This window comes from Shewanella sp. (genome assembly GCF_051658185.1).
Taxonomy (GTDB): domain Bacteria; phylum Pseudomonadota; class Gammaproteobacteria; order Enterobacterales; family Shewanellaceae; genus Shewanella.
Genome location: NZ_JBOFMC010000419.1, coordinates 1 through 5,324, shown reverse-complemented (window position 1 = coordinate 5,324; position 5,324 = coordinate 1). Strand labels below are relative to the sequence as shown.

Sequence of the window (5,324 nt, the reverse complement as noted above, 5' to 3'; positions counted from 1 at the left end):
GCAGTGTGGCCGATATGAAAAAGAAGCCAACGCAGCGGCCAACGGCGCGTTGGATTTTTTTGCGCTTTGGTGGCATTCATGAGTATCGACAGGGAGAAGCCCCGCCACAGATAACGGAGCTAACCGGAGACCAGCAGATCATTTTGGCGGTATTGGGTGAACGCTACTGACAAATTTATTCCTAAATCAGGTGCGGAATGTCGGTTGAACGCGGGCCGGCACCGAGCTATCGCTTAGCCCGCTACCGCCGCGGATGTAACGCGTACGCTGGCCACCCAAGGCGCACTGGCACTGATGTCGGGCGAGTTTATCTGAATGCGCGTAAAACCCGTCCTTCAGGGCGGGGAGTACGTCAAACAATGTGCCGAGCAGTGGTTTGCGCAAAGTGCGCTTGCCGATGGAATGTCAAGCGCCAAGCGAACTATTTTCGCTCCACTGGCGCCCCCCTTGACATCCTCCTCGGCCTTTAGGCCAAGGCGGTCAAAGGCGGTCAAACACATCCTCGCTCGCCACCACACGGCGCATTTTATCTTGGCTCGTGGTGGTATAAATCGAGGTTGTGGCGATATTGGCATGCCCGAGCAGATCGGCTACGGTGGGCAAGTCACTGCGCAATAAGGTTTTTTGCGCAAAGGTGTAACGTAAGTCGTGCGGGGTGGCCTGTTCGATCGCCGCCTGCGCAATGCGTTTAGTCATCAAGCGATTGATGCTGCCGCAATCTAATGGCCGGTATTGTCCTTGTTGCTGCGGTTTTGCACGCTGCTTGCTGACATCCAAGGCGCTATAGCGCATCAGATTCTGCCCGCGGTTGATGGCGCAAAATAATACGCCTAATTCATCGCCGCGCAGTGTGCACCAGCGCAGTAAGATCTCCCTTAGCCCACGCGGTAGCGGTAAGGTGCGCGCTTTGCGGCCTTTACCGTGCAGTACCAGCACCTCGCCGCCATCTCCAGCACTCCAACGGATGTGTTCATAGTGTAACTGGGCCACTTCCGCCCGCCGCAGCCCGCACCCCCGCATTAAAGCTAAGATGGCCAGATCACGGCGCCCGCTCGGGCGGCTATCGGCGGCGCTAACACGCAACAACTGGCCGATTTCGGCATCGTTCAGGCTGCGATGCGGGGCAATTTGGCCGCGGCCTTGACTGCCTTTGACCACCGCGCCGGCATGCAAAATGGTTTCATACTCGGCCAGCTGGGCGCTCGGGATCATGCGCAACAAAAACGCGCGTTTTAATACCGAGCGCACAAAGCAGGCATAACGATGCAGGGTTTTCGGCGCGAGGCCGGCTTGCGCGTAATGGCGCAACATCAGGTTAAATTGTGTTGCGGTTAGCAACTGCCAAGGTGCCGTCGCTGCCGGCAGACCAAACACCAGTTGGCTAATGCGCTCCAAGGTTGAACGCACGATCGGTAAACTGCCCGCCGATAGGGTCGAGAGATAGGCGATATAGGCTGAGGTCGGCAAGGGCTCGAGGTGCTGGACCAGTGGGCCCCCCGCGTACGCAATTGGCGTGTGCGGGTGAAGTGGGCTTGGGCTGGGTAGCGCGTGCGCCACGGTGGCTTTACGCATTTATCGTGTTCCGGCAAAAGGTTGGGCGGGTGAGTGCGATGCCCCCCACCCCAGCGGGCAGGGGGAGCGTGAGGGCTAATTATACGGCCAGCGGGCGGCCGACGGTTAATAAAACCGCGCCCTTGGGCACATGCCGCGCTGGGAGGGGCGGTGCGAGATAGCGCGGGCTGGCGGCGCTAGCCGCAACGCGCGTTATGCGCGCTGCGGGTGAGTTCAGTGTTAGGCGAGCCAGCGCGTATTGAGCTGCGCAATCTCCTCTTGTAGCGCGGTTATGCGCTGCTGGGCTTGCACTACTTGGGCGCGCAGCGCGGTAAATTCGGCCAATTTCGCGGCTGAAAACAGCGGTATATCTAAGTTATTTAGATCTTTGGCCGCTAACATCGCTGCCGTGGTGCCGGTAACGAGCCCAGCCAATTGCCGCTGGCCAAAGGCGGAAATTAAATACTGATACAAGGCGCCACTGGATATCTGCGTCACCTGTGGCTTTAGGCGCACAATGGCAAATGCTTGGCTGGCCAGCGCGTTAGGCGCAATCTGCTCATCGACGAGGGCAATTTTACCGACGGCGCCACGACATGACACCAACACATCCCCGGCACGAATGGTTTGCTTTTCCGCTTTGGCTACGTCATTGCTGTCTAGCGTAATCGCTTTTCCTGCACCGTCTAACTGCCCAATCGCATTTAAGCTAGTGAGGTTGTATTCAATATATTCCTGCGTCGCACCGGGCTCATGCTTTAATGCTTGTGGACGCACAATATCGGCTATTTCGGCCAGTTTACAGGTCGGGTTTTGCGCTAAAAATTGCTTTAATTCCTGCACCTGTTGATTAAGCACATAGCGACTTGGCGATAAATTATATTCCATCGCCGCAATTTCCTTTAGCCCGCACACTTGGCTATATTCGCTATTAGCAAAGGCATTAACCATCGCGACAATGCCCGCGCCATTGGCTAATTTATTGCGCATGCGCGTTGATTTATCGGTAAATTCAGCGCCACTGGCATCGATAAATAGCACTTCAGTCTTGGTTTTGTGCTTTTCAAAGACCAAAATGTTGATCTCTATTGCGGTATGGGCGAGTAAATTGCTCGGCAATGCAATTACGGCTTTAAGCCAATTCTTATTTAATACATCCTGCTTAAATAACTTTTCCCCTGCCGCTGAGCGATATAAAAAATTGCTCGTTACAAACGCGACGACGCACTCGCGGCTATGCGCTAATAAATGCCGCAACTGATACACATCGGCGGTTAAGGCTTTTTCTGGGAAACGGCCCCATAAATCCGGCGCTGTTTGACTGTGGTATTTGCGCGCAAACGGTGGCAGCGCTACCGCACTATCGAAGGCTTTAAGACCACCTTCGACAATCAAGGTCGGCGCATAAATTGGATCGGAACACACCACGTCAAACCTGCGCTCTAGCAGAAAGTTGCTCACCTGTGCATAAAACACATCGCTCGGGACTAAGGTTTCACCTTGCGCAATACTTTCTGGCGGTAATTGCTGCGCAAATTGATAACCGGCAATAAACGGGCAATAAACCGCGCTGATGTGGTCACCTAATAAACGCACGGCTAATTGGGTCAGCTCCGTTGGAATGCTTAAGGCATCGGCCATTTTACCGCTATCGTCAAGCAACTCGTGAATCGCTACGGATAAATCCGCATAATTAATCACATTGGCCTGAAGTAATTGCGTCAAGGACGTGAGCATTAACTGCAACCGCTCGTCGGCTAACTGCCAATTTTGCACGTTGAGATTAAGTACCTCAAAGCCCTTCAGGTGGTTAAGTAATTGAGCACGACCGCCGCTTAGTGCAGGGACGTCGGCCGTGACTGAATTTTTTTGTACCAATTTTAAATAGGCGCAGCACGCGGCAAATTGTTCGGCAAATACGGCAAGATTTTCTGCTCCGCGTACGGTATCGAGTAACGCTTTAATTGGTTGTTGCATTATTATTTCCTGTTTGAATAACGGTAAAGTTTAAGCGCGGTTATAACTATCTAAAGCATAAGTGGTGATTTCTAACTCCCCTAATTCGACCAGTGCTAAGCCACCGCGGCTTTTCATTTTCTGCATTTGCCCCGCGATCTGTTTTAACTTCACTAATGCCGCATCAATGCCTTGGCGATTTAAATAGGTTTTATCCCCATCATTCACCCCAAACATTTTTACGATTTCCAAGCATTTGGGCTTTGATCGCACGTTGGTTCATGCGTTGGTGTATATGTCGTGTCCGAGCCATAACGATGTCTCCTAGGCGATGTCGATAGGAGAAATTTACGCTAAACTCGGTTGCGTTACAAGTGAATTATATAAATTTTTAACTGATTTTTTTTAATGTTGAGTTTTTTGTATGTACTTAGGGCGGGGCATTGCCCGCGTTAATCCCCGCGCTTGTCCCGTGTGGTGGCTGCGCAAGTCTGCTCTTTGGGGATGAAAAAGGCTGGCGATGGCGGTCGATCTTAGTCGGCAAGATAGTATGACGCTGTCAGTTACCTTGCCGCGCGCGGTGAGGGAGGCATGCAAGCTGTTTGGCTCAGCGCTGCAGACGAACCTGTCGGCGCCGGTGAAAGGCCTCTGCGCCAAACCAAAATCGCTTGCAGCGCGAAGCCATCACCGGGGGATTAAGCTACACATGTATTTATGCGTTGAGATTGTGGACTGTTGTTGCCAGCCCTGCCATTACTTGTAGCGTCCGCTTGGTTAAATAGTACGCAGTGGCTACCCTGTCGCGGCTGCTAGCCATGCACTTAATCAACGCCGCGGGACTCTGCATGCAAATCAAGCCGCATGTTAATGCGCGGACTAAGCCGGCTATGCGTGCGGAAATCCAGGCCAATAAGCATCTGCCGACCGTTGTGCTGTCTAAGCGCGATAACATCACTCGGCTACCGCCAAACGCAGGCAGTTGGCCGAAGATGCTGTTTATGTCCGCACAATATGCGCATTCGGCGGCACACTTTGCGTTAATCAATAAATTAAGCGTGCAGCACTCAGTACAACGTCTGTGCCAAGCGCTTAGTCGGCACTGGAAGCTTTCGCTATTGGCAAAAGCATCAGCACAAGCCGATCAATAGTGAGCGGGTGCGCAAGCGCGCCCTGATTAGCCAAGTACACGCGGACAGTGGCGGTTCGGCTGGGGCTCGCTCTATTGCTTTGATGGTGACAGATCCGCACCAAGTGCAGCTTACGCGCTCCCTAGCGCGTAAATTAATGAAGGAGCTTGGCTTAAGCCGTGGCCAAGTCCCCAAGCACAGCTATCGCCGAAGTGGGCATGAGCATGTCGCAGCCCCTAATCTGTTAGCTCGGCAATTTAACGTTCATGCTCCAAATCAAGTGTGGTGCGGTGATGTTACTTATATATGGACCGGCAAATGTTGGGCTTACCTAGGGAAAGTGCGAACAAGTAGTTGTTGTGAGATCATTGGCCCACTTGATATCAAGGATGAGGTTCAGCATGAGTCACCAACAAGCCTTCACGGACGGCAAGCTCCATGGCAAACGTCACAAAACCCGTAAAGAGATATTCTTGGCGCGCATGGAAGCGGTGCTCCCATGGTCAAAGATGCTGACAGTCATCGAACCCGTCTATCCCAAGGCTGGTAAAGGCTGTAGTGGCACACTGAATTTGGCCACCTGAGTAGAGATGTTAACATCTCCCTATAAACACACAGGTCGCGTAATGAAAAAACAAAATCACTACTCCGCGGAGTTTAAGCTCGAAGCCGCTAAGCTCGTTTTGGATC

At 52.8% G+C, this 5,324-nt stretch carries 4 protein-coding genes and 2 pseudogenes; 3 read left to right on the top strand and 3 right to left on the bottom strand.

All coding sequences use genetic code 11. From position 1 onward, the window contains the following. Positions 1 to 170, top strand: a pseudogene (locus ACRCZA_RS15440) (IS1634 family transposase); the annotation flags it as partial. A gap of 310 nt (positions 171 to 480) precedes the next feature. Here ACRCZA_RS15440 and ACRCZA_RS15435 read toward each other — a convergent pair. From ACRCZA_RS15435 to ACRCZA_RS15425, 3 genes are all read right to left on the bottom strand, one after another. Further along, positions 481 to 1,572: a tyrosine-type recombinase/integrase gene (locus ACRCZA_RS15435; RefSeq protein WP_438675280.1), complete on the bottom strand. Its 1,092-nt coding sequence runs from the start codon at positions 1,570 to 1,572 to the stop codon at positions 481 to 483. 219 nt (positions 1,573 to 1,791) lie between these two features. Beyond that, positions 1,792 to 3,528 (bottom strand): N-6 DNA methylase, encoded by a 1,737-nt coding sequence (locus ACRCZA_RS15430; RefSeq protein WP_438675279.1) that lies wholly within the window; start codon positions 3,526 to 3,528, stop codon positions 1,792 to 1,794. 30 nt (positions 3,529 to 3,558) lie between these two features. Continuing rightward, positions 3,559 to 3,744 (bottom strand): hypothetical protein, encoded by a 186-nt coding sequence (locus tag ACRCZA_RS15425; protein ID WP_438675278.1) that lies wholly within the window; start codon positions 3,742 to 3,744, stop codon positions 3,559 to 3,561. A gap of 650 nt (positions 3,745 to 4,394) precedes the next feature. On the opposite strand from ACRCZA_RS15425, the gene ACRCZA_RS15420 reads away from it, so the two are divergent. Beyond that, a complete protein-coding gene (locus ACRCZA_RS15420; RefSeq protein ID WP_438675277.1) occupies positions 4,395 to 4,655 on the top strand; it encodes a hypothetical protein in 261 nt (86 codons plus the stop codon). A 380-nt stretch (positions 4,656 to 5,035) separates the two neighbouring features. Beyond that, a pseudogene (locus ACRCZA_RS15415) lies at positions 5,036 to 5,188 on the top strand (IS5/IS1182 family transposase); the annotation flags it as partial. Between the last annotated feature and the right edge of the window lie 136 nt (positions 5,189 to 5,324).